Raw genomic sequence first — 22287 nt, 5'->3', positions numbered from 1 at the left:
CATGACCCAGCAGCCGACTCAGCCCGAGCGCACGACCCCACCCGACGAACCCCTCTCCCCCGCCTTCGGCCCCACCGCCTACGACGTGCTCGGCATCGGCATCGGAGCCGACGCCAGAGCGATCAGGGCCGCGCGGCTGAAGGGGATGGCCGACCCGAAGGCGCGCAGCGCCGTCTCGCGCGCGGCGAACGCCCTCTCCCGGCCGAGCGGCAGGCTCAAGGCCGCGCTGCTCACCCCGCTGACGGGCGCGCTCTCGGACGAGGAGCTGAACGCCCGGGTCTCGGAAGCGGCGCGTGACCTGCTGGCCGAACTGCCCCCCTCGCTGCCCGAACCCGACCGCTTCGGCCCGTTCCCCAGGAGCGATTCGTGAACACGCCCGTCACCCCGTCCGAGCACACCTCCCCCGACCAGACCCCGTCCGAGCACGCCTCCCCCGACCAGACCCCGGCGGTGCTGTCCGAACAGGACCGCCGCATCAAGCAGTTGACCTTCCGCGCCCAGGCCCTCGAAAAGAAGAAGGTCGCGGCCGAACGCACCCTCCGGAGCCTCCTGGAAGGGCTCCTGGAGGTGGACGACATCCTGGGCGACGCCGTGCGGCGCGCCGCCTGGGACGGGACGCGGCCCCCGCAGGCCGTGCCGGAACTCTTCGAGGAGCAGATCGGCGCCGCGCACCGGGTCCTGCGCCAGCACCTCCTCGCGGCGGGCGTCGAGCCGATGGACCTGGTGGGGAGCAAGGCCGTACCGAGCATCTCCCGGGTGGTGGCCAAGGAGCCCCGGGCGTCCGTACCGGCGGACACGGTCCTGGAGGAGCGGGTCACCGGCTTCTACGCGGACCACGAGGTGCTCCGCGAGGCCCTGGTGGTGGTCGCCGTACCCGGTGAGGACCCCGAGCCCGAGCCCGCGCCCGTACCCCAGCCCCTGCCGGAATCCCCGGCCGACCCCGCACCCGCCCGGCGTCAGCCCCGCCGTCTCTCCCGGCACAAACGCCGCCCCCGTCGCAGGGGCTGACCCGTCGCACCGCACCCTCGCGACCATCCGCAGAACCGGCAGAATCCGCAGAACTGGAGCCACCCACCGTGCACAGAACCCTCGGAATCGACCTCGGCACCACGAACTCCGTCGTCGCCTGGATGAAGAACGGCGCCCCGGAGGTCCTCCCCGTCGCGAACGACCGGCTCAGCATGGCGTCAGCGGTCGGCGTCACCGAGGACGGCGGCCTCCTGGTGGGCGAGGAGGCGCTGCGCTGGCTGGACCGCGACCCCGAGCGGGTCGTCACGTCGGTGAAGCGCTTCATGGGCCGGAAGTTCGACGAGCCCGCCGTCCAGGAGACCCTGTCCCGGATGGGCGACGCGGCCTCCCACTTCAGCGAGGGCGGCGACGGCGGCATCCTCGTGCGGCTCGGTCCGCACCAGTACACGCCGGTCCAGATCTCCGCGATCGTCCTCCGCCGCCTCAAGACGGACGTCGAGGCCCGCCTCGGCGTCGTCTTCGACCGTGCCGTGATCACCGCGCCCGCGTACTTCGGCGAGCGTCAGCTCGCCGCCACCCGCGCGGCGGGGGAGCTGGCGGGCCTGCACGTCGTACGGGTGCTGGTCGAGCCGACCTCAGCCGCGCTCGCGCACGGTCTGACCCGCCCCCAGGACGCGGCGCCCGCGACCTTCGTCGTCTACGACCTGGGCGGCGGCACCTTCGACGTATCGGTCCTGAACACGGCCCCCGGCTACCTGGACGTGATGTCCCTGGGCGGCGACAACCTCCTCGGCGGAACCGACTTCGACGACCTCCTCGCCACCAGCCTCAAGGAACGCTGGCAGAGCGAGAAGAACCCTCACGAAAACGCGAAGCACCCTCCCGCAGGCGAGAAGAACCCCTACGAAGACGCGAAGAACCCTCCCGAAGGCGCGAAGAACCCCCACGCGTACGTCCCCGCCCCCAGCGACGACTTCCGCCTGCGCCGCGCCGCCGAGCAGGCCAAGATCCGCCTCTCCCTCACCACGGGCACGGACGTCACCGTCTCCCCCCTGGGCACCCACGGCGCGACCCTCGAACAACACGTCACCCGCGCCTCCTTCGAAGCCCTGATCACGCCCCACATCACCAAGACCGTCGGCCACACCACCGAAGCCCTCTCCCGCATCGACCACCTGCCGGAAGACGTGTCCCAGGTCCTCCTGGTGGGCGGTTCGAGCGCGATCCCTCTGGTACGGGAGAACCTCGCCGAGCTCTTCGGCGAGGACCGGCTCCGTACCGACATCGACCCCATGCACTGCGTGGCCCTGGGAGCGGCGGTGCAGTCAGCCCTCCTGGACGAACTCACCTGCCCCTCCTGTCACACCACCAACCCGATCGCCGCCGATGCCTGCACCGCCTGCGAGGCCGCCCTGACCGGCGCTCCCACGATCGACTGCCCCGCCTGCCACGTCCCCGCCCCCTCCGGCAGCGCCGCCTGCCCGGTCTGCGCGCAGGACCTCTCCGCCCTGACCCCGCCCCCGCTCAAGGCAACCGTCGTCGAATGCTCGCAGTGCGGCGAGGAGAACCCTGCCGCCGCGATGCTCTGCACCCTCTGCGAGGAGCCCCTCCCCGGCTTCGCGGGCCTGAAGTGCCCGCGCTGCGGAATGGTCAACTCCGCGGGCCTGAGCGCCTGTTCCCACTGCGACAAGGAGTTCGCGGTCTCGACCCCCCTCGAAGTGACGGCCCTCCCCTTCGGCATCCAGCAGAAGGACGGAACGCTGCGGGTCCTGGTCGAGGCGGGTGAGTCGTACCCCACCGACTGGCACGTCAAGGAGTTCCAGCTCACCGGCCGCAGGGGCGACATGCTGGAGATCCTGCTCCGCGAGGGCGATCTCCAGCCCGCCCACCTCAACGACCTCTGCGCGAGCCACACCTACGAGATCGAGGAGGACTTCACCGGCACCCGCTCACTCGTCATCCGGGCCCGCCTCAACAGCGACCGCATCATCGACCTCGAATTCCGCATCGACAACGCCGACTGGCACGCTGTCGAACTCAACCGCAACCCCCTCACCAGCAAGTTCCGGGGCCGCGTGCTGAACGTCCACCGCGACTACGTCACGTACCTCGCCAACTGGCAGCACGAGCTCGAACAGGCGGAGATCGCCCAACTCGAAGACACCGAACGCCGCCTGCGCGCCCTGCTCGCCGGAGGCAGCACCAGCGGCACCCTGGACCACCTCCTCGACGACGCCCGCCGCCGTCGCGAGCAGCAGGACTCGGTCCGCTGGGCCGCCGCGCTCTCCGCGCTCTACCCGCGCTACGTGCCGCACCTCGTCTCCCCGGACGACCTGGAGAGCATGCGCCGCAACAACACGGACATCCGCGCGGCCCGCAGGGAGGGCGACCTGCCCACCGCCTACGCCATCGCCGAAGAGGTCATCGCCCGCAAGGAACGCCTGGGTTACGACCTCTACCGCGTCATGTCCACCCTGGCCTCCGCCTCCCAGGGCCGCGTCTCCTCGGCCCTGGCCCGCCGCATCCTCGACGTCGGCACCCAACTACAGGAAGCCGCCGCCGTCGGCGACACGGCCGCCCGGGACGCGGCGATCTCCCGCATGGTCGACCTGCACAAGGAGACCTCCCGGGAACTCCAGCAACAGGACGTCCCGGAACGCCAGACGATCCGGCCGGAGGGGGTCGGCGGCTGATCGGCTCGACGCCGACACGGCGAGGGGCGGGCCCTCCGAGGACCGGAGTGCCCGCCCCTCGCTCACCCGCACACGTCGGTTCACTCCATGAGGAAGACCTGTTCAGCCGCTGCCCACCACTCGCCGTCCCGGGCTTCCGGCACCCGCTCCTGGCAGGGGTCGGTGAGCTTCCACCACTCCCGGGTGGCCGGGTCGTCGGCCATCGCGGCGAGGTCGGCCGCGAGGTCGTCGCCGTGGTACTCGAAGTAGCTGAAGAGCCGGTCGCCGAGCAGGTGGATCGAGTAGTTGGCGATGTGGGCGGTCCGCAGCCGGGCGAGGACGGGCTCGGGCACCGCCGCGTGCAGTTCCTTGTACTCTGCGAGCTTTTCGGGCCTGACCCGGATGACCTGTGCGATCCGCTGCATGTGGATCACCCCCCTTCCGGCAGGAAGGTATAGGAAAAGTTCGCGGGTGGGGAGGGCAGCCCAGACGTCGGCTTCAGCTGGCTTCAGGACATTCCACCCGGTGGCTCGTCCGAGTGTGTGACACGGCATCGATGAAGCAGACACCCTCACCTGCGGTCTCCACAGCATCCGCAGGCTCGGTCCCGGTGGAGGACTTCGGGCCCTTCGCGCACCTGCCCGCGCCCGACTCCGCCTTGTACCGCCAGGTGATGGCCGTGTTCCTGGGAGCGAAGCAGCGGTTCGTGGTGCATCTGCGGCCTGGGGATGTCCACTCCGCGGCCGCGCCGCCCGGACGGCTGATCCCGGCGAGCCACCGGGTGAGCACCGGTACCAACTGTGGCCCGTAGTGCCAGACGTGCCGCAGCAGCGCACGGTCGATGCCCGGCCGGTCGTGGGTGAGCGAGACCCGCCCGTCGGCACCGAAGCGCACTCCCGCGTCGGAGCAGCGCACCATCTCGACGTACGGCCTCCGGCGATCCTGGTGATCCTTCGGGTCAGGTCCCCCTTGAGGGGTACCCGCCACGGCATGACAGACAGCAGCCGTGGCGATTCCGCTGGGAAACACGCAGAAGAGCGCGCCGCAGAGCGCGCAGAAGCGCCTGACGGGGCCGCCGAGAGCCCCAGTGATCTGCCCAAACGCTCCTGGTGGGCCGTGCTCAAGCGCACCGGCAAGGAGTTCCTGGACGACGAACTGCCGGACCGGGCGGCCTCGCTGACGTACTACGGCGTGCTCTCGGTCTTCCCCGCGATGCTGGTGCTGGTCTCGCTGCTCGGGGTGATCGGGGAGTCGGCGACCAAGACCGTGCTCGACAACGTGCGCAGTCTCGCGCCCGGCGCGGTGAAGGACATCCTGACGCAGGCGGTGCAGCAGCTTCAGGGCAGTGGCGGCACCAGCGGGATCATCGCGATCGTCGGTCTGGTCGCGGCGCTGTGGTCCGCTTCGGGGTACGTCGGTGCGTTCATACGGACCTCGAACGCGATCTACGACATGCCGGAGGGTCGGCCGGTGTGGAAGGTGACCCCGTTGCGGGTGGGGCTGACGGTGGTGCTGATGGTGCTGCTGGCCGCCAGTGCGCTCATCGTGGTGTTCACCGGGTCCGTGGCGGAGTGGGCGGGCGAGGCGATCGGGCTCGGCAGCGAGGCGGTCACGGTCTGGTCGATCGTGAAGTGGCCGGTGCTGTTGTTGCTGGTGATGGTGATGATCGCGCTGCTGTTCTGGTCGGCACCGAACGTGCGGGGGCACGGGTTCCGCTGGATCAGCCCGGGGAGCGTGCTCGCCGTGGTGCTGTGGCTGGTGGCTTCCGGCGGCTTCGCGCTGTACGTCGCGAACTTCGGCTCGTACAACAAGACGTACGGCGCTCTCGCGGGCGTGATCGTCTTCCTGGTGTGGCTGTGGCTGTCGAACCTGGCGGTACTGCTGGGGCTGGAGTTCGATGCGGAGCTGGCCCGGCAGCGTGCCATCAGCGGCGGGCTTCCGGTGGAGGAGGAGCCGTACGTCGAGCCGCGCGACACCCGGAAGTGGCCGCCCCGCATGCGGCGGAACCAGAAACGGAAGCAGGCGGCCGAGGCGAAGCCGTAGACACCGCGACACCGCCCGAGCCCGCCGCGACCACCCGGGGACCACCCAGGGACTACCCAGGGGCTACCCAGGGACCACCCAGGGCGGACGCCTCAGGCGCGCCGCCTGAGGTAGACGCCCCAGGTCACCGCCAGGCACAGCACGTAGTACGCGAGGAACGCCAGGTAGGCCGCGTCCCCGGTCCCCTCCGTCAGGAAGGACTGCCGGAACGCGATGTTCACCAGCACCCCGCCCAGCGCACCCACCGCGCCCGCGATGCCGATCACGGCACTCGCCCGGCGGCGGGAACGGTTCCCCGCCTCGGCCGGGTCCGCTCCCGCCGCCGTTTCGCGTTCCGCCTTGGCGTGGAAGATGCCCGGGATCATCTTGTACGTGGAGCCGTTGCCGACGCCCGAGAAGAGGAAGAGGGCGACGAAGCCGGTCAGGAAGAGGGGCAGCGAGCCGGACCGGGAGGCGAGGAGTACGAGGAGGGCGGACGCCGCCATCGCGACGAAGGTCCAGAAGGTGACGCGCGCCCCGCCCCAGCGGTCGGCCATCGCCCCGCCGACCGGCCTGATCAGGGAGCCGATCAGCGGTCCGAGGAAGGTCAGGTACGCGGCGCTGACCGCCGTCGGGAAGTCCGCGTGGAACTGCACCAGCAGCACCTGCCCGAAGGCGAAGCCGAAGCCGATGAAGGACCCGAAGGTGCCGATGTAGAGGAGCGACATCACCCAGGTGTGCGGCTCGCGGGCGGCCTCGCGCAGCGCACCCCGGTCGTTGCGCAGGGCGGGCAGGTTGTCCATGCGCAGCGCGGCGGCCACCGCCGCCAGGACGATCAGCGGTACGTACAGGAGCGGTACGAGGCGGGGGTGGGCCGCGCCCGCCGTGGCGAGGACCAGCAGGCCGAGGAGCTGCACGGCGGGGACGCCGAGGTTTCCGCCGCCCGCGTTGATGCCGAGGGCCCGGCCCTTGAGGTGCTGGGGGTAGAAGGCGTTGATGTTCGCCATCGAGGAGGCGAAGTTCCCCCCGCCGACGCCCGCGACGGCCGCCACGCACAGCAGGGTCGTGTAGGAGACGCCGGGTTCCAGGACGTATGCGGTGAGGAGGGTGGGGACGAGGAGGGCGAGCGCGGTGATGACCGTCCAGTTGCGGCCGCCGAAGATCGCCACGGCGAAGGTGTACGGGAGCCTGAGCGCCGCGCCGAACAAGGTCGGGACGGCCGTCAGCACGAACTTGCCCGCCGGGTCGATGCCGTACTCGGGGCCGAGGAAGAGGACCAGGACCGACCACAGGCTCCAGACCGAGAAGCCGATGTGTTCGGAGAGGACGGAGAAGATCAGGTTGCGGCGGGCGACCTTGGCTCCGGTCGCGGCCCAGAAGGCGGGGTCATCGGGGTTCCACTCGTCGAGCTGTGGGCGGGTGGAGGTGGACTGGGGCGGGCGGACGGTGGTGGTCATGGGGTGCGCCTAACTCTCTTGGTCGGACGGGGAGTTGGTGCGTACGGGCCAGACCGGGAGGGTGGCCGGGGCGCCGTCCGGGGTCTCGTCCTCGTCGAGGCAGACGCCGGTCCGCAGGTCGAACGCCTGCTTGTACATCGGGGAGAGGACGACCGGGACGCCGTCGCGGCTGCCGAGCAGACCGCGCGAGAGGACGTACGCGCCGCTGAAGGGATCGCGGTTGCCGACGGCGTGGACGGTGCCGGTGCGGTCGCGGTAGAGGGCGATCTGCTCGCCGTCGACGAGGGCGGCGACACCCCGCCCGGGGACGAGGGACGCGTAGGGGCAGACGGGGAACCACGTGTCGCCGACGGCCACTTCGACCATCGCTGTCGCCGTGGCGTGTTCCATGACGGCGCTCATACGAGGGACCTCACTTCCAGGGTGGCGCCCGCGACGAAGGTGTCGGCGGGACGGATCTGCTCGCGCTCCGGTACGAAGCGGATCGTCGGGTCCGGCGTGCCGGGCGCGTTGACGAACGACACGAAGCGGGCGAGCCGGGCCGGGTCGTCGAGGGTGGCGCGCCATTCGTCCTCGTACGAGGTGACATGACGGCCCATCAGGTCGTCGAGGTCGGCGCAGATGCCGAGGGAGTCGTCGACGATGACGGCGCGCAGGTGGTCGAGGCCGCCCTCCATGCGCTCGATCCAGGGGGCGGTGCGCTCCAGGCGGTCGGCGGTGCGGATGTAGAACATCAGGAAGCGGTCGATGGTGCGGAGCAGGGTGTCGTAGTCCGCGTCGGTGAGGAGGAGGTCGGCGTGGCGCGGGGTCATTCCGCCGTTGCCGCCGACGTAGAGGTTCCAGCCGCTGGAGGTGGCGATGACGCCGAAGTCCTTGCTCTGGGCCTCCGCGCACTCGCGGGCGCAGCCGCTGACGGCGGACTTGAGCTTGTGCGGGGCGCGCAGGCCCCGGTAGCGGAGCTCCAGCTCGATGGCGAGGGCGACCGAGTCCTGGACGCCGTAACGGCACCAGGTCTGGCCGACGCAGGACTTCACCGTACGGAGTGACTTTCCGTAGGCGTGGCCCGACTCGAAGCCCGCGTCGACCAACCGCCGCCAGATGAGCGGGAGTTGGTCGACGGACGCACCGAACATGTCGATGCGCTGACCACCGGTGATCTTCGTGTAGAGGCCGAAGTCGCGGGCGATCTCACCGATGGTGATGAGCCCGTCCGGGGTGACCTCGCCGCCGGGGATGCGGGGGACGACGGAGTAGGAGCCGTTGCGCTGGAGGTTGGCGAGGAAGTGGTCGTTGGTGTCCTGGAGGGCGGCCTGTTCCCCGTCCAGGATGTGTCCTGAGACGCCGTCGCCGAGGGCGGGGCTGAGGGAGGCGAGGACGGAGCCGACGACGGGCTTGCAGATCTCGCAGCCCTCGCTGCCGGTTTCAGGGGTGCCGTGTTCGTCGATCAGGCGGGCGAAGGTGGTGATGCCCTTGACGCGCACGATCTCGTAGATCTCGGCCCGGGTGAGGTCGAAGTGGGCACACAGCCCACGGCTCAACTCAACACCCTGGGAAGCCAGTTCGTCGTTGACGAGGGTGGTGAGGAGCTTTACGCAGGAGCCGCAGCCGGTGCCCGCGCGGGTGCACTTCTTCACGGCGGGAACGTCCGCGCAGCCGGTGTCGGCGACCGCCGAGCGGATCGCACCCTTGGTGACGTTGTGGCAGGAGCAGACGACCGCCTCGTCGGGGAGGGCGATCGGGCCGGGGGCCGCGCCGATCGAGGCGGGGAGGACGAGCTGCTCGGGCGGGGCGGTGAGGGGCGCGCCGGACAGGGCGAGCGGGCGCAGGAGGTCGTAGGAGTCGGTGTCGCCGACCAGGACGCCGCCGAGGAGGGCGCCGTCGGCACCGATGACCAGCTTCTTGTAGACGCCCTCGCGACTGTTGGCGTAGAGGACTTCGAGGGAGTCGGGGGTGGCGCCGTGGGCGTCGCCGAAGCTGGCGACGTCGACGCCGAGGAGCTTGAGCTTGGTGGAGAGGTCGGCTCCGGTGAACTCGCCTTTCTGGGAGGTGAGTTGGCCTGCCACCGCTTCCGCCATCGCGTAGCCCGGGGCGACCAGGCCGTACACCCGGCCGTCGACGGCGAGGGCGCATTCGCCGATCGCCCAGATGGCGGGGTCCTCGGTGCGGCAGGCGGCGTCGACGGTGATGCCGCCGCGTTCGCCGACGGGCAGGCCCGCGTCGCGGGCGAGCTGGTCCCGGGGACGTACACCCGCCGAGAAGACGACGAGGTCGGTGTCGACGGTCGCTCCGTTGGACAGGACCATGCCCGTGACGGTGCCGTCGGCGGCGGTCTCGACGGTCTGGGTGCCCGCGCCCGTGTGCACCGTGACGCCCAACTCCTGGATCTTCTCCCGGAGTACGGCACCTCCGCCGTCGTCCACCTGGAGGGCCATCAGGCGCGGCGCGAACTCCACGACGTGCGTCTCCAGGCCCATGGCGCGCAGTGCGCCCGCCGCTTCGAGGCCGAGCAGGCCGCCGCCGACGACGGCTCCGACACGGGCGTGGTCGGCGGCGGCGCGGATCGCTTCGAGGTCCTCGATGGTCCGGTAGACGAAGCAGCCGGGGGCGTCGTGGCCGGGGACCGGCGGGACGAAGGGGTAGGAGCCGGTGGCCAGGACGAGGGCGTCGTACGGGAGGACCTCGCCTGACCGGGTCCGTACCGTGCGCGACGGGCGGTCGATCGCTTCGGCCGGGTCGCCCAGGCGGAGATCGATGCCGTGCTTCTCGCCGAACTCGGGCTCCCACATCGAGAGTTCGTCGGCGCTCGTGCCGGAGAACCACGAGGTGAGGTGGACGCGGTCGTAGGCGGGGCGGGGCTCCTCGGCGAGAGCGGTGATGTGCCAGGCGGGGGCGTGGCCGCCGCGCTCGGCGAAGGCTTCGAGGAAGCGCTGGCCGACCATGCCGTGGCCGACGAGGACGAGCCTTCGGGGGGCTTCCTGAGCGTCCTGAGCCTCCTGGGCTTCCTGGGGGTCCTGGGTGTCCCGGGTCTTCGTCACAGGGCGGCTCCTTCGGAGAGGGGGGTCAGCAGGTCGAGGGGGCGGGGCGGCAGCGGCTCGCCCCTCTCGTAGGTGCGGGTGAGTTCGCCGATCGCGGCGAGGTCGCCGACGAGGATCGCGCCGACGAGGCGGTCGCCGCGCATCACGAGCTTCTTGTACGAGCCGTAGGTGCCTCGGGTGCCGTCGGCGAGGCGCAACGCGTCGCCCGCGGAGTCGTCGGTCTCGCCGAAGGCGGCGATTTCCAGGGGGCCTGCGGTGAGGCGGGCCGTTCCGTGAGTGCCGGTGTAGGTGGCGTCGGGGTCCTTGCCGGAGAGGCGGGCGGCGAGGGTGTCGGCCTGGGCCCAGGCAGGGCCGGTGACTCCGTGGACCGCGCCCCGGTGTTCGGTGCAGTCGCCGATCGCGTAGACGTCGGGGGCGGAGGTGGCGAGGGTGTCGTCGACGACGATGCCGCGCCGGACCTCGATCCCGGCGGTGCGGGCGAGGCCCGTGCGGGGGCGGACGCCACAGGCGAGGACGACGAGGTCGCAGGTGAGGACGTGGCCGTTGGCGAGTTCGACGCCGGTGACGGCGGTGTCGCCCTGGAGGGCGCGGGCGCGGTTGCCGGTGTAGACGGCGGCTCCCATGCCTTCGAGGGCGCGGCGGACGGTGGCGGCGGCTTCGTCGTCGAGGTGACGGTCCATCAGGTGGGGGGCCTGGTGGATGAGTTCGGTGGGGATGTCGAGGGCGGCGAGGGCGCGGGTGGCGCTGACGCCGAGGAGGCCGCCGCCGATGACGATGGCGCGGGTGGCTTGGCGGGCGGCTTGGGCGAGGGTGGTGGAGTCGGTGAGGGTGCGGAAGGGGTGGACGCCGAGTTTGAGGTCGGGGGTGGTGGTTGGGGTGGGCGGGGTCGGGGTCGGGGTCGGGTCGGAGGGTGTGGCGGTACGGGGGTGGGGCGGGGCCACGCTGGACGGGGCGGCGGTGCCGGGGCTGGGCGGGGCGGCGGCGGGGTGGGCCCGCAGTGCGGGGGCCGCCCCCTTGCCCGCCCTTCCCCAAGCTCTCAACTCCGTTCGAGCAGGGGATGCCCCACTCGCCCCCGGGGGGCGGCCCCGCCGCCCAAGGAGACTGGGCGGAGCGGAGCGTACAAGGGGGCTGGGCGGGGGCGGAGGGGATATGTGGAGGTTGCGGATGGGGGGGAGGACGGGGTTGGCGCCGGTGGCGAGGATGAGGGTGTCGTAGGGGAAGGTTTCGCCGGTGGCGGTGCGGAGGGTGTGGGAGGCCGTGTCGATGGCGACGACCTCCGTGTCCGTACGGACCGTGGCTCCGCCCGTGGGGAGGGTGAGGGCCTCCGGGGGGTAGCGGCCGTCGAGGACGCCCGCGAGGAGGGCGCGGTTGTAGGGGGCGTGGGGTTCGTGGCCGTACAGGGTGATGTCGAGGGTGCCGGGCGGGGCCTGGGCGAGGGTCTGCTGGGCGAGGCGGGCGGCGGCCATTCCGGCGCCGATCACCGCGATGCGGCGGGGGGTGCCCAGGGAGGGGGCGCCCGTGGAAGAGGTGTCCGTCGAAGGGGTCTCCATGGACGGGGTCTCCATGGACATGGAAGGGGTACTCATCGGACTGCCTCCCCGGTGGCGGGGGCGGCCTCGGAGGGGATCGCCTTCTCCGCCCGTACCGCGCACACCTTGAACTCCGGCATGCGGGACTGCGGGTCCAGGGCCGGGTTGGTGAGGGAGTTCGCGCGGCCCTCGCCCGGCCAGTGGAACGGCATGAAGACGGTGTCCGGGCGGATGGCCGTGGTGATCCTGGCCGGGGCGGTGGCGCGGCCCCGGCGGCTGGTGAGGGCCAGGGGCTCCCCCTCCGTGACGCCCAGCCGGGCCGCCAGCCGGGGGTGCAGTTCGACGAAGGGGGCGGGGGCCGCACGGTTCAGTTCGGGCGTGCGGCGGGTCTGCGCGCCGCTCTGGTACTGGGCGAGCACGCGGCCGGTGGTGAGGAGGAGGGGGTAGTCGGCGTCCGGCTCCTCCCCGGCGGGGCGGTGCGAGACGTTCACGAACCGGGCCCGCCCGTCGGGAGTGGCGAACCGGTCGAGGAAGAGGCGCGGGGTGCCGGGGTGCGGGACGACGGGGTCCGCTGCGTCCCCCGCAGGGCAGGGCCAGAACACCCCCTCCTCCGCCCGGATCCGTGCGTAGTCGATGCCCGAGTAGTCCGCCTGGCCGCCCGCCGACGCCGCGCGGAGTTCCGTGAAGACCTCCTCCGGATCGGCGGGGAAGCCCTTCCCGTGGCCCAGGCGGTCGGCGAGGTCGTGCAGGATCCGGAGGTCCGTGCGGGCGTGACCGACCGGCGGGAGGGCCGCCTGGCGGAGGATGACGCGGCCTTCCAGGTTGGTCATCGTGCCGGTTTCCTCGGCCCATTGGGCGGAGGGCAGGACCACGTCCGCGAGCGCCGCCGTCTCGGAGAGGACCACGTCGCACACGACCAGCGAGTCGAGGGCGGCGAGGCGTGACGTGACGTGGCGGGCGTTGGGGGCCGAGACCACCGGGTTCGAGCCCATCAGGAGCAGGGCCCGCGCCCCGCCCTCCGTACCGAGCGCGTCGAGGAGTTCGTACGCGGAGACTCCCGGCCCCGGGAGGTCGGCGGGGTCGACGCCCCACACCCGGGCGACGTGCGCCCGTGCCGCCGGGTCCGTGATGGAGCGGTAGCCCGGGAGCTGGTCGGCCTTCTGGCCGTGTTCGCGCCCGCCCTGGCCGTTGCCCTGGCCGGTGAGGCAGCCGTACCCGGACAGGGGTCGGCCCGCGCGGCCGGTGGCCAGGCACAGGTTGATCCACGCGCCCACCGTGTCGACGCCCTTGGACTGCTGTTCCGGCCCGCGCGCGGTCAGCACCATTCCCGTACCGGCGGAGACGAACAGCTCGACGCAGCGCCGCAGCTGCGACACCGGCACCCCGGTGATGGCCTCCACCCGCTCCGGCCAGTGCGCCATCGCCGCCTCGCGGGCCGCCTCCCAGCCGTTCGTACGGGACGCGATGAAGTCCTCGTCGACGTGGCCGCCCGCGACGACCAGATGGAGGAGGCCCAGGGCGAGGGCGAGGTCCGTTCCGGGGGCCGGGGCGAGGTGCAGGTCGGCGAGGTCGGCGGTGCGGGTGCGGCGCGGGTCGACGACGATCAGCGTGCCGCCGTTCTCCCGCATCTCGCGTACGTAGCGGACGGCGGGCGGCATCGTGTCGGCGAGGTTGCTGCCGACGAGGATCAGACAGCCGGTGCGGGCCACGTCCGCGAGGGGGAAGGGCAGGCCCCGGTCCAGGCCGAAGGCGTTGCGGTGGGCGGCGGCGGCCGAGGACATGCAGAAGCGGCCGTTGTAGTCGATGTTGGCCGTACGCAATGCGACGCGGGCGAACTTGCCGAGCAGGTACGCCTTTTCGTTCGTCAGGCCGCCGCCGCCGAAGACGCCGACCGCGTCGCGCCCGTACCGCTCCCCCGCCGCCGCGAAGGCCGACGCCGCCCGGTCCAGGGCCTCGTCCCAGGTGGCCTCCCGCAGCGGTCCGCCCTTCTCGTCCCGTACGAGAGGAGCGGTGAGCCGGACCCCCGGCGCGAGCACGGCGGCGGCGCTGTGGCCCTTGCCGCACAAGGCCCCCCGGTTCACCGGGAAGTCGGGGCGCTCGACGATCTCCACGGGCGAGGGACCTGACGCCGCCGCACCGAGACGCATGCCGCACTGGAGCGAGCAGTACGGGCAGTGGGTGTCGACAGGGACACCTGCTGGGGCGCCGGCGGGGGCCGTCGGGGTCTGGTTCATGGACCACACCGTGCCCGCGCGGCGTTACGCGCCCGCATCCCGTGCGTTGCGCGGACGGTACAGAGCGCTCACTTCCCGCAGGTGAGCGTGCGAGACGAGGGACACATGTCCGTAGCGCAGGGCTAACTCCCAGGAGACACCTCGGCAACAGGGACTTAACACGACTCAGCCACTGTCGGCTCATGACAACAGCGATGCCCGCCACGCCCGTTCCGCCGGAGGGCTCACTGACCGGACTCACGGTCGGGGTCACGGCTGACCGCCGTCGCGACGAACTCGAATCCCTGCTGCGGCGGCGCGGCGCGAAGGTCCTCTCGGCGCCCGCCCTGCGGATCGTGCCGATCGACGACGACGCTCTCGTACGGGACGCCACCGACGCCTGTCTCGCCCGCCCGCTGGACTACGTCGTCGCCACGACCGGCGTCGGCTGGCGCGGCTGGATGAGCGCGGCGGAGGGCTGGGGGACGGGGGCGCGCCTGGTCGACGCGTGCCGGAGCGCGACGGTGATCAGCCGGGGTCCGAAGGCGACGGGCGCGATCCGGGCGTCGGGGCTGCGGGAGAGTTACGCGCCCGCGTCCGAGGCCGTGGACGAGATGCTGGCGTGGCTGCTGGAGCGGGACCTGTCGGGCAAGCGGGTCGCGGTGCAGGAACACGGCGCCCCGCTGCCGGAGTTCACGGCGGCACTGCGGGAGCGCGGCGCGGAGGTCGTGGAGGTGCCGGTGTACCGGTGGGGTCCGTCGCCTGACCCGGACGCGGTACGGCGTCTGGTGGATGCGACGGTACGGGGCGAGGTGCACGCCCTGCCCTTCACGAGCGCGCCCGCGATCGACGCGTTCCTGGCGGCGGCGGACGAGTCGGGCCGCCGCGAGCAGGTCCTCGCGGCACTGCGTACGGACGTGCTGGCGGCCTGCATCGGGCCGGTCTGCGCCCGCCCGCTGCTGGCGGCCGACGTGCCGTGCGTATGGCCGGAGCGGGGGCGGCTCGGCGCGCTCGTACGCACTCTCGACCAGGAGCTTCCCGCCCGTCACCGGCGCGAACTCGCCTCCTGGGAGGGCCCGCTGGCTCTCCAGGGCGCGGCCGTCTCGGGCCCGGCGGGCACCGTGCAGCTGACCCCGCTCCCGGCGGCGATCCTCCGCGCTCTGGCGGAACGCCCCGGCACGGTACTCAGCCGGGCGGAACTCCTGCGCCGCGCCTGGCCCGCCGACGCCCCGGACGCGCCGCGCCCGACGGACGAGCACGTGGTGGAGGCGGCGGTGGGACGGCTCCGCGCGGCCCTCGGCCCGTACAGCGGTCTGATCCGTACGGTCACCAAGCGGGGGTACCGGCTGGCGGTGGACCCGGGGTGAGGCTCTCACCGCAGACCCCGCTGTCACCGAGGCCGCTGCTCGCCGTGGCGCACGGGACCCGGGACCCCGACGGCACGTCCGCGACGGAGGAACTCCTCGCGCGGGTACGGGAGTTGCGACCGGGCCTGGAAGTGGTCCTGGCGTACGTGGACGTGGCCCGCCCCGCCCTCCCCGACGTCCTCGCCACGCTGCGCGGCGACGTCGTCCTCGTGCCTCTCCTCCTCGGTACGGGTTTCCACATACGGGTGGACATCCCCGAGGCCCTGGCCGCCGCGCCGCACGTACGCGCCCGGATCACCCGTGCCCTCGGCCCGCACCCCTTGCTCGCGACCGCGCTGGCGGACCGGCTGACGGAGGTACGGGCCCCGGCGACCGGCCCCGTCGTCCTCGCCTCCGCAGGCTCGTCGGACCCGCGTTCGCGCGCCGACACCGCCGCCATGGCCGACCTCCTCACCCACCGCCTGGGCCGCCCCGCCGTCGCCTCCTACCTGTGCGGCGGCACCCCGACCCCGGCCGACGCGGTGGCGGCGCTGCACGCGGAGGGCCACCGTCGGGTCGCGGTGTCGAGCTATCTGATGACCCCCGGCTTCTTCGCCCGCAAGGCGGCGGCCACCCCCGGAACGGTCACGTCCGCCCCCCTGGGCGCGCACGACGCGGTGGCCCGGCTGGTCCTGGACCGTTACGACGAGGCGTCCGCCCACCCCTGTCACGGCACGACCCGGTAGTGCGTCGTCAGGCGGCCCCCGTCGTCCAGTACGTGGAAGGCCAGCCCGGGCGGCTGTTCGCGGTCCGCCGCCCGGTCTCCCTCCCACGGCAGCCGTAGCGTCCAGGTGATCGCCGGGCCCACGAGAAGCGGACGGCCCGCGAAGGCCGTGGCGGCAGCGGTGTGGGCGTGGCCAGTGAGAACGGCTGTGACCTGGGGAAACTCGGCGAGGATGGCGGCCAGGTCCGCCGGGTTCTGGAGGAGGTAACCGTCGGGGAGCGGGTGGTGGACCGCGACCGGGGGGTGATGGAAGGCGAGGAGGGCCCGGCTGGTGGCGGGCAGTCCGTCGAGGGTGCGCCTGATCCAGCGGAGGGTGGCCGGGTCGAGGAGACCTTCGTCGCGGCCGGGGAGGGTCGAGTCGACGAGGAGGAGGGCCGTGCCGTTGATGTCGTGGACACGGTTGACGGGCGCGTCACTCCCCGGCTCCCCTTCCCCCAGAAGCCCCTTGCGGTAGGCGGAACGTACGTCGTGATTGCCGGGGCACGGGAGCACGGGGAAGGACGCGTCCAGCAGGCGTGCGGCCTCCTCGTACTGGGCGACCGTGCCGTCGTCCGCGATGTCGCCGGTGACCAGGAGCGCGTCGACGGGGCGTGGCAGGGCACGCAGGTAGTCCATGACCCGGGCGGCACGCTCGGTGGAGCGTGCGCTTCCGTCCAGGTGCAGGTCGCTGATCTGGGCGAGCAGGGTGGGCATCGAGACAGTCCCCCTAATGGAAGATGGATGCGTTTCCGTTAGGCGGACAGTAAGCTGTGGACGCGTCGGTGATCAAGAGGGGCGAGAGAAGGAGCGCGGGCGTGGAACCGCATCTGGCACTGGAGTTGGCGAGCACCATTCGGCACGACGGGAACGGCGGCGTCGCCGACGACCTGTCCGACTCCGGCGAGGAGGGCGCGGCACGGTGGCTGCGGGCACAGCGGGCCGCACTGCTCGCGCACGGGCTCACCGCCGCCGACCTCGCCGCCGCCGAGGATTCGGGCACCGTACGGGAGGACCTCGTACCCCTGCGTGAAGCGGTACGCGCACTGTTCGCGCACGCGGTGAGCCCCGCCCCGCCCAGTCCGGCGGACGCGAACCGCCTGCTTCCCGTACCCGAAGCCCTGGAGCGGTTGAATTCGACCGCCGCACGCCAGCCCGTGGCCCCCCACCTGGCCTGCTCGGACGGCGAGTTCGAGCAGACCCTGAAGCCGCTGACGGAGCACGGTCCACACGTGCGGCTCACGGCGGCCGTGGCCCGTGCCGCCATCGCCTTCCTCGCCGGACCCGAGCGGGAACTGCTGCGCGCCTGCACCGCTCCGCGCTGTGTGCGCTACTACGTCCAACAGCACGGCCGCCAGGGATACTGCAAGCCCTCCTGCGGAAACCGGGCGCGGGTGGCGCGCCACTACCAGCGGCGGCACGCATCGGCGCCCGACGCCTGAGCCCGCTCGCCATGCCGTCGGGGGCCTGCGCCCCCGGAACGCCGCCCTGGCCGATCACTTCGCGCCCTGGCACCGGTCATGCGGTGGAGGGTGGCGTCGGTGGGCACGCTCCTCACCGCGCCTGCTTCCCGCACGCTCCTCACCACACCTGCTTCCCGCGCCGCCCCGCGCGCCGTTGACGTCGTACGCGCGAGCGCCGGACTCTCGAACGATCCTGACTCAGGGGGTGCCGAGTGATCGACGCAACGGCCCACGCCGAAGCCCGCAAGAAGCACCAGAACGGTCCGCACCGCACTTTCGCCCGGCTCCTCGCCCGGCTCTTCGGCCGCGTCCGGATGGGCGAGCCCGTCGTCTCCGCGAGTGAGCGGGAGCTGTTCGGCGGGCCGCTGCGGTACGACACCGGGTGGTCCCAACACGAAAGCGCGCACCTGGAGTTGAGCATGCTCGGCGCGGTCCGGGTGATGCCTCGGCTGGTCGGCGCGACCCTGCGCCGGGCCTGGCACGCGGACCGGAACGCCCTGCTCGCGGTCGGCGTCAGCGAGGTCGGGCAGGGGGTCGCCGCCGCCGTCGGGCTGCTCGCGGTGAACGCCGTCATGCATGCCCTGCTGGGCGCCGCCGCCCCCGTCGACCGCCTGTACGAGGCGCTGCCCGCGCTCTTCACCGCCGGGGGCGCGGCCGTCGTCAGCGCGGTCCTCGCCTGCTGGTCGACGTCCCGGGCGGGGCGGCTGGAGCCGATGGTGGAGAGGCTGGCCACCACCGAGTACCTGGCCGCCGCCTCGGCGGTGGAGCTGGAGGCCATCGAGGACCCGGAGTTCCGGCGGCTGATCGACGTCGCGCAGTTCGGCGCGCAGTCCGCCCGCCAGATGATCGGCGCGTGCGTCGCCGCCCTCAACGGCACCATCTCGCTGATCGCCGCCGGAGGCGTCCTCACCGTCCTGCACCCGGCGCTGCTGCCGATGCTGATCCTGATCGCCGCCCCGCGCGGCTGGGGTGCGATGCGGGTGGCACAGGAACGGTACGTCTCCGTGCTGACCTGGATGGAGCACCTGCGGGCGAGCCGCCTGATCGCGCAGCTCCTCACCTCGCGCACGGCGGCCCAGGAGGTACGCATCCACGCGGTCGGCCCGTACCTGCTCACCGCGTACGAGGACATGGCACACAGCGCGGAGTCCGAGCAGAAGCGCCTCGCCACCGGAAAGGCACTGACCGAGCTGGTCGCCTCCGCCCTGTCGGGGGCGGTCATGGTCGGCACGTACGCGTTGCTCGGCTGGCTGATCGTCGCCGGGCACATGGAACTGGCCGTCGCGGGCACGGCGGTGATCGCGGTGCGGTCGGGCTCGGCGAGCCTGGGGGCGCTGGTGATGCACGTGAACCGGCTCAACGAGGAAAGCCTGTACGTCCAGGACCACGAGAAGTTCCTCGTGGAGGCCGGGCGGCGGGCCATCCCGCAGGGCGGCGGGGCGCTCGCCGAGCGGGTGGCGGCGATATGCCTGGAGCAGGTGACGTACCGCTATCCGGACCGGGACGAACCCGCCCTGGACGGGGTGTCGTTGAGCCTTCCGATGGGGTCGGTGACGGCGGTCGTCGGGGAGAACGGCTCCGGCAAGTCCACCTTGATGAAGGTGGTCGCCGGACTGCTGCTGCCGCAGACCGGGATCGTGCGGTGGGACGGGCAGGAGGTGACCGGGGTGGACCGGGCGCAGGTGTTCTCGCGGGTCTCGCTCCTCACTCAGGACTTCGAACGCTGGCCGGTGACCGCCGCGATGAACATCCGGATCGGCCGACCCCAGTCCTCTTCCTCAGAGGGCGAGTTGATGGAGTCGGTCGCGTACGCGGACGCCTCCGGCGTGGTCCGGAAGCTCCCCTTCGGGCTGGGCACGCTGCTGGCCCGGATGTTCCACGGGGCGTCGGAGATATCCGGCGGGGAGTGGCAGAAGTTCGGGCTGGCCCGCACGCATCGGCGTACCGCCACCGCACCCGCCGACAGCATCCTCATCGTCGACGAACCGACTTCCGCCCTCGACCCGGAGGCGGAGATCGCCGCCTTCGATCGCATCCGCCGCCTCGCGGGCCCGAACCGGGCCGTGGTCCTGGTGACCCACCGCATGTCGGGGGTCCGGCACGCGGACACGATCCACGTACTGAGCCGGGGCCGGATGGTCGAACACGGTACGCACGACCAACTGCTGGCGGCGGACGGCAGGTACGCGGCGATGTTCCGGACCCAGGCGGAGCAGTACGCGCCGTCGGGGGCGGTATAGAACCGTAGGGGAGCGGTGGGCTCATGCGTCACGCGTCCTCAGCAAGGTCCCGCCCGCCGCCAGCGCGACGAGGGCCCACAAGGCGAGCACGCCGAGCCCCTCCCACGGGCCGATCGGGAGTGCCTCGACGCCGACCGGTCGTCTGGACGTTGAGGCCCGCGGGCATGGGGGCGGCCTGCTGGAGGAGCCGCTGCCAGTCCGGGTCGGCGATCACCTGAGCGAGGATCGGGAAGAAGAAGAAAAGCCCGAGCACGACACCGACGGCCGCCGCCGAACTCCTGACGAGCAGCGCCACGCCGAGGCTGAGCAGTCCGACGAGGACGAGGTAGAGGACGGAGCCGGAGGCGGCGCGCAGAGTCGGTTCCTCGGTCAGGGACAGGGGCGGGTAGCCGTGACTCGCCGAGTATCTGGACCAGTTCGGCGCGGGAGTACTGCGCGAGACGGCGGACAGAGAGGGGCGGGGGCTCGGATACGTGATCAATCATGCCTGCATGATGGCCCATCGGGTCCGACGGGGAACCGCCTACCGGCCCCGCCCTGCCCTGTCGTCGGGAAACGGCGTCGCCCATTCTTCTTCCTCCAGGAGGAGCCCGTTGGCCAAGTGCGCGACGGTCCGGTACCAGCCGGTGAGGACGAGGAGTTCCAGGAGCTGGGGCTCGTCGTAGTGGTCGTGGAGGGACTCCCAGGCCGGGGCTGAAAGGCGCGCGGTGTCGTGGAGTTCGTCGACGGCGACGAGGAGGGCCTCGTGTCGCGGGTGCCAGGGCGCGGCGCGCACGGGGTCGTCGGCCGCGGTGGCGCGGAGTTGCTCGGGCGTGAGCCCGACCCGGTCCGCGAACGCGGCTGCGTGCACACCCCATTCGTACGCACAGCCGCAGCGGGCGGTGGTCCTGGCGATGACGATCTCCCGGTCCAGGTCGGGCAACAACCCGTGCCCGAGCAGCCCCGCACCGAGGACGAACATGCGGGAGGCGAGGTCGGGGCTTCGGTGCAACACCCGGAAGAGCGCCAGGGGTTCGTGATCCACACCGGGCGGCATCCAGCGCCGCAGAGCCTGTTCGATCTGCGGGGAGTAGGGCGGGGCGAGCGGTTCGATGCGTGACACGGGGCACTCTCCCTCACGCTTCCAGCGAGAAGCGCTTCGGTTTCAGAAGCATCCGGAAGCCCTATGCTGATGCTTCTGAATCCGAAGCACAAGGGGTGGGCATTCCATGGTCAGGGAAAAGAACTCGGGTACGGCAGACAGCGGCGACCCGACGCCCCCCACCACCCCCCGCCCCGGCACCCCCGTACGCGGTTCGGCCTCCGGCCGTCCCCTCATGGCCGCGCTCGACCTCCTCGGACGTCGCTGGGCGCTGCGCGTCGTATGGGAGTTGAGCCAGTCCCCCGCCGGGTTCCGGGAGTTGCAGCGCCGCTGCGCCCAGATGTCCTCCAGCGTCCTCAGCACCCGACTCGCCGAACTCATCGACGCCCGCCTGATCGCCCTGCGCCCCGACGGCTACCACCTCACCCCGCTCGGCACCGGCTTGGTCACGGCACTGCGACCGCTCGACGCGTGGAGCCGACGGTGGGGCGACGAGAACGAGGAGTCCTGAGCGCCGATTTGTTGTCCGCGGACAACAAATCGGCGGACAACGGGTCACTCACATCGCTCCGTTGACCCGACCTCGCCCGACCCGTCTCAGCGTGAGCGGGCGGCCACGACCGCTTCCTGAGCGGCTTCCGCGTAGGTACGGAAGAGGGTGGGGAGCGGGGCGCCGGAGTTCCGGGATTCCGCGCGCACGTCCAGGGCCTCCCAGCAGCGGGCCACCAGGGTGCGGGCCTCCGCGCCCGGCCAGGGAGCGGGAAGGAGTTCGGGCGGAAGGAGGGGATCCGGGTCCATGGCGCGGCTGAGTTCGGCGGCGAGCTCCACCGCGAGGGTGAGGAGCTGGGGCGGAGTGAGGGGTTCCGGAGAGGTGAGGCGGGCCAGGCGGGGGCGGGCGACGGCAGCGAGGCGGTCGTAGCGGGCGGCGATCTCCTCGTGCGGCCAGAGGGCGCGGGAGAGGTCGGCAGGAGCCTGGTGCACACCCCGGCGCAGGTCGGTAGTGGTGAGGAGGGTGAGCGCGTCGCGTACACCGAGGTGCTCGACGGCCTCTTCGACGTACGGCTCCCAGGGGTTGGCGCACACATAGAGGCCGCCCTGGAGAGAGGCGCCGCCCAGGTGGACCAGGGTGTCGCGGAGGGTGTCGCGGGCCGCCCGTTCCGTTTCGGGGAGGGCGAAGGCGGCCAGGTGCCAGGTGCCGTCCCAGGGGGCGAGACCGGCGTCCTGCCGGAACGCGTGCCGAAGGAAGTCGGGGTGCGGGGCAAGGGTGCGGGCCGTGTCCTCGGTGACGTACAGAACGGCCTTGCGACCTCGGCCCTCGTGCGTGAAGCGGCCTTCGGCGACGAGCCGTTTGATGCAGAGCCGTACCTGCTGGTCGCTCATGCCGAGCATGTCGGCGACCTCGTACAGCTCCCCCGTGGCGACCGTGCCGTCCTCGCGGATCAGCGCGTGGACGAGCATCCGGGTGGGGACCTCGACACGGTCGTCGGCGGTCGTGTCCAT

General features: G+C 72.2%; 20 protein-coding genes. 10 read left to right on the top strand and 10 right to left on the bottom strand.

Features of this window, described 5'->3' with window-relative positions; all coding sequences use genetic code 11:
- The first annotated feature begins 1 nt into the window (after position 1).
- From OG897_RS35010 to OG897_RS35000, 3 genes are all read left to right on the top strand, one after another.
- The gene (locus OG897_RS35010; RefSeq protein WP_266663373.1) at positions 2 to 370 is read left to right on the top strand and encodes a hypothetical protein; all 369 of its coding nucleotides are present in this window, start codon (positions 2 to 4) and stop codon (positions 368 to 370) included.
- Positions 367 to 1008: a nucleotide exchange factor GrpE gene (gene grpE, locus OG897_RS35005; RefSeq protein WP_266663371.1), complete on the top strand. Its 642-nt coding sequence runs from the start codon at positions 367 to 369 to the stop codon at positions 1006 to 1008. The genes OG897_RS35010 and grpE overlap by 4 nt, the downstream gene beginning before the upstream one ends.
- Before the next feature lie 68 nt (positions 1009 to 1076).
- Positions 1077 to 3662 (top strand): Hsp70 family protein, encoded by a 2586-nt coding sequence (locus OG897_RS35000; protein WP_266663369.1) that lies wholly within the window; start codon positions 1077 to 1079, stop codon positions 3660 to 3662.
- An 80-nt stretch (positions 3663 to 3742) separates the two neighbouring features.
- Here the strand turns inward: OG897_RS35000 and OG897_RS34995 are convergent, their stop codons facing one another.
- Positions 3743 to 4066 carry an L-rhamnose mutarotase gene (locus OG897_RS34995; protein ID WP_266663367.1) on the bottom strand — a complete coding sequence of 108 codons (324 nt, stop codon included), beginning with the start codon at positions 4064 to 4066 and terminating at the stop codon, positions 3743 to 3745.
- A gap of 131 nt (positions 4067 to 4197) precedes the next feature.
- Here OG897_RS34995 and OG897_RS34990 point away from each other — a divergent pair, with 131 nt between their 5' ends.
- Both OG897_RS34990 and OG897_RS34985 read left to right on the top strand, forming a co-directional pair.
- Positions 4198 to 4452, top strand: coding sequence for a DUF2397 family protein (locus tag OG897_RS34990; protein WP_266663365.1), 255 nt, complete (start codon positions 4198 to 4200; stop codon positions 4450 to 4452).
- 179 nt (positions 4453 to 4631) lie between these two features.
- On the top strand, positions 4632 to 5684 hold the full coding sequence (locus OG897_RS34985; protein WP_266663363.1) for a YihY/virulence factor BrkB family protein: 1053 nt from the start codon (positions 4632 to 4634) through the stop codon (positions 5682 to 5684).
- Positions 5685 to 5776: 92 nt separating this feature from the next.
- On the opposite strand, the gene OG897_RS34980 is transcribed toward OG897_RS34985, so the two are convergent.
- The 5 genes from OG897_RS34980 to OG897_RS34960 form a co-directional block, all read right to left on the bottom strand.
- The gene (locus OG897_RS34980) at positions 5777 to 7120 is read right to left on the bottom strand and encodes a NarK/NasA family nitrate transporter (RefSeq protein ID WP_266663361.1); all 1344 of its coding nucleotides are present in this window, start codon (positions 7118 to 7120) and stop codon (positions 5777 to 5779) included.
- Positions 7121 to 7129: 9 nt separating this feature from the next.
- The gene (gene nirD, locus OG897_RS34975; RefSeq protein WP_266663359.1) at positions 7130 to 7522 is read right to left on the bottom strand and encodes a nitrite reductase small subunit NirD; all 393 of its coding nucleotides are present in this window, start codon (positions 7520 to 7522) and stop codon (positions 7130 to 7132) included.
- A complete protein-coding gene (nirB, locus tag OG897_RS34970; RefSeq protein WP_266663755.1) occupies positions 7519 to 10059 on the bottom strand; it encodes a nitrite reductase large subunit NirB in 2541 nt (846 codons plus the stop codon). Before nirB ends, nirD begins: the two co-directional genes overlap by 4 nt.
- Positions 10060 to 10151: 92 nt before the next feature.
- Positions 10152 to 11741: an NAD(P)/FAD-dependent oxidoreductase gene (locus OG897_RS34965; protein WP_266663357.1), complete on the bottom strand. Its 1590-nt coding sequence runs from the start codon at positions 11739 to 11741 to the stop codon at positions 10152 to 10154.
- A complete protein-coding gene (locus OG897_RS34960; RefSeq protein WP_266663355.1) occupies positions 11738 to 13918 on the bottom strand; it encodes a molybdopterin oxidoreductase family protein in 2181 nt (726 codons plus the stop codon). The genes OG897_RS34965 and OG897_RS34960 overlap by 4 nt, the downstream gene beginning before the upstream one ends.
- Before the next feature lie 182 nt (positions 13919 to 14100).
- Here OG897_RS34960 and OG897_RS34955 point away from each other — a divergent pair, with 182 nt between their 5' ends.
- Together OG897_RS34955 and OG897_RS34950 are read left to right on the top strand one after the other, a co-directional pair.
- Positions 14101 to 15264 carry a uroporphyrinogen-III synthase gene (locus OG897_RS34955; protein WP_266663354.1) on the top strand — a complete coding sequence of 388 codons (1164 nt, stop codon included), beginning with the start codon at positions 14101 to 14103 and terminating at the stop codon, positions 15262 to 15264.
- A complete protein-coding gene (locus tag OG897_RS34950; RefSeq protein WP_266663352.1) occupies positions 15261 to 15989 on the top strand; it encodes a sirohydrochlorin chelatase in 729 nt (242 codons plus the stop codon). Before OG897_RS34955 ends, OG897_RS34950 begins: the two co-directional genes overlap by 4 nt.
- Here the strand turns inward: OG897_RS34950 and OG897_RS34945 are convergent.
- A complete protein-coding gene (locus OG897_RS34945; RefSeq protein ID WP_266663350.1) occupies positions 15971 to 16720 on the bottom strand; it encodes a metallophosphoesterase in 750 nt (249 codons plus the stop codon). The genes OG897_RS34950 and OG897_RS34945 overlap by 19 nt on opposite strands.
- A gap of 101 nt (positions 16721 to 16821) precedes the next feature.
- Here OG897_RS34945 and OG897_RS34940 point away from each other — a divergent pair, with 101 nt between their 5' ends.
- Both OG897_RS34940 and OG897_RS34935 read left to right on the top strand, forming a co-directional pair.
- Positions 16822 to 17445 carry an ABATE domain-containing protein gene (locus OG897_RS34940; RefSeq protein ID WP_266663348.1) on the top strand — a complete coding sequence of 208 codons (624 nt, stop codon included), beginning with the start codon at positions 16822 to 16824 and terminating at the stop codon, positions 17443 to 17445.
- 335 nt (positions 17446 to 17780) lie between these two features.
- Complete coding sequence (locus OG897_RS34935; RefSeq protein ID WP_266663753.1) at positions 17781 to 19706, top strand: ABC transporter ATP-binding protein; 1926 nt, start codon at positions 17781 to 17783, stop codon at positions 19704 to 19706.
- Positions 19707 to 19734: 28 nt separating this feature from the next.
- Here OG897_RS34935 and OG897_RS34930 read toward each other — a convergent pair whose 3' ends face one another.
- Positions 19735 to 20187: a hypothetical protein gene (locus tag OG897_RS34930; protein ID WP_266663346.1), complete on the bottom strand. Its 453-nt coding sequence runs from the start codon at positions 20185 to 20187 to the stop codon at positions 19735 to 19737.
- A gap of 42 nt (positions 20188 to 20229) precedes the next feature.
- Complete coding sequence (locus OG897_RS34925) at positions 20230 to 20808, bottom strand: carboxymuconolactone decarboxylase family protein (RefSeq protein ID WP_266663344.1); 579 nt, start codon at positions 20806 to 20808, stop codon at positions 20230 to 20232.
- Between the two features lie 214 nt (positions 20809 to 21022).
- On the opposite strand from OG897_RS34925, the gene OG897_RS34920 reads away from it, so the two are divergent.
- Positions 21023 to 21298, top strand: a complete 276-nt coding sequence (locus tag OG897_RS34920; protein WP_266663751.1) for a helix-turn-helix domain-containing protein — start codon at positions 21023 to 21025, stop codon at positions 21296 to 21298.
- A gap of 86 nt (positions 21299 to 21384) precedes the next feature.
- Here OG897_RS34920 and OG897_RS34915 read toward each other — a convergent pair whose 3' ends face one another.
- Positions 21385 to 22287, bottom strand: a complete 903-nt coding sequence (locus tag OG897_RS34915) for a PaaX family transcriptional regulator C-terminal domain-containing protein (protein ID WP_266663749.1) — start codon at positions 22285 to 22287, stop codon at positions 21385 to 21387.

The sequence above is a fragment of the Streptomyces sp. NBC_00237 genome, from assembly GCF_026342435.1.
In the GTDB taxonomy this organism is placed as follows: Bacteria; Actinomycetota; Actinomycetes; order Streptomycetales; family Streptomycetaceae; genus Streptomyces.
The sequence above is the reverse complement of the archived record's forward strand: the minus strand, read 5'-3'. Positions and strand labels throughout refer to the sequence as shown.

Excerpts from the sequence above, each read along its gene's own strand:
- nirB (WP_266663755.1), bottom strand. The coding sequence starts at position 10,059 with ATGGTCGGCCAGCGCTTCCTCGAAGCCTTCGCCGAGCGCGGCGGCCAC.
- OG897_RS34995 (WP_266663367.1), bottom strand. The coding sequence starts at position 4,066 with ATGCAGCGGATCGCACAGGTCATCCGGGTCAGGCCCGAAAAGCTCGCA.
- OG897_RS34915 (WP_266663749.1), bottom strand. The coding sequence starts at position 22,287 with ATGGACACGACCGCCGACGACCGTGTCGAGGTCCCCACCCGGATGCTC.
- OG897_RS34990 (WP_266663365.1), top strand. The coding sequence starts at position 4,198 with ATGAAGCAGACACCCTCACCTGCGGTCTCCACAGCATCCGCAGGCTCG.
- OG897_RS34955 (WP_266663354.1), top strand. The coding sequence starts at position 14,101 with ATGACAACAGCGATGCCCGCCACGCCCGTTCCGCCGGAGGGCTCACTG.
- OG897_RS35010 (WP_266663373.1), top strand. The coding sequence starts at position 2 with ATGACCCAGCAGCCGACTCAGCCCGAGCGCACGACCCCACCCGACGAA.
- OG897_RS34945 (WP_266663350.1), bottom strand. The coding sequence starts at position 16,720 with ATGCCCACCCTGCTCGCCCAGATCAGCGACCTGCACCTGGACGGAAGC.
- OG897_RS34920 (WP_266663751.1), top strand. The coding sequence starts at position 21,023 with ATGGCCGCGCTCGACCTCCTCGGACGTCGCTGGGCGCTGCGCGTCGTA.
- OG897_RS34960 (WP_266663355.1), bottom strand. The coding sequence starts at position 13,918 with ATGAACCAGACCCCGACGGCCCCCGCCGGCGCCCCAGCAGGTGTCCCT.
- OG897_RS34965 (WP_266663357.1), bottom strand. The coding sequence starts at position 11,741 with ATGAGTACCCCTTCCATGTCCATGGAGACCCCGTCCATGGAGACCCCT.
- OG897_RS34985 (WP_266663363.1), top strand. The coding sequence starts at position 4,632 with ATGACAGACAGCAGCCGTGGCGATTCCGCTGGGAAACACGCAGAAGAG.
- OG897_RS34935 (WP_266663753.1), top strand. The coding sequence starts at position 17,781 with ATGGGCGAGCCCGTCGTCTCCGCGAGTGAGCGGGAGCTGTTCGGCGGG.
- OG897_RS34980 (WP_266663361.1), bottom strand. The coding sequence starts at position 7,120 with ATGACCACCACCGTCCGCCCGCCCCAGTCCACCTCCACCCGCCCACAG.
- nirD (WP_266663359.1), bottom strand. The coding sequence starts at position 7,522 with ATGAGCGCCGTCATGGAACACGCCACGGCGACAGCGATGGTCGAAGTG.